Source organism: Staphylococcus sp. HMSC14D10, assembly GCF_001808125.1.
GTDB classification, from domain to species: domain Bacteria; phylum Bacillota; class Bacilli; order Staphylococcales; family Staphylococcaceae; genus Staphylococcus; species Staphylococcus haemolyticus.
In genome coordinates, this window is record NZ_KV792267.1 from 3,370 (window position 1) to 3,602 (window position 233).

Here is a 233-nt window from a genome sequence, read left to right on the forward strand (position 1 = left end):
TGCCGGGGTGGCGGAACTGGCAGACGCACAGGACTTAAAATCCTGCGGTGAGAGATCACCGTACCGGTTCGATTCCGGTCCTCGGCACCATCTTAAATAAAGCGCCCGTAGCTCAACTGGATAGAGCGTTTGACTACGGATCAAGAGGTTATGGGTTCGACTCCTATCGGGCGCGTTCTCTTACGGGAAGTAGCTCAGTTTGGTAGAGCACTTGGTTTGGGACCAAGGGGTCG

The 233-nt window shown here is 54.9% G+C and carries 3 tRNA genes (1 of these 3 running past the window's edge); all 3 read left to right on the forward strand.

Annotation, left to right across the window (positions count from 1 at the left end):
- Position 1 precedes the first annotated feature (1 nt).
- A tRNA-Leu gene (locus HMPREF3134_RS10175) sits at positions 2–90 on the forward strand.
- A gap of 11 nt (positions 91–101) precedes the next feature.
- Positions 102–175, forward strand: a tRNA-Arg gene (locus HMPREF3134_RS10180).
- Positions 176–189: 14 nt separating this feature from the next.
- Positions 190–233, forward strand: a tRNA-Pro gene (locus tag HMPREF3134_RS12690) (it continues 53 nt past the right edge of the window).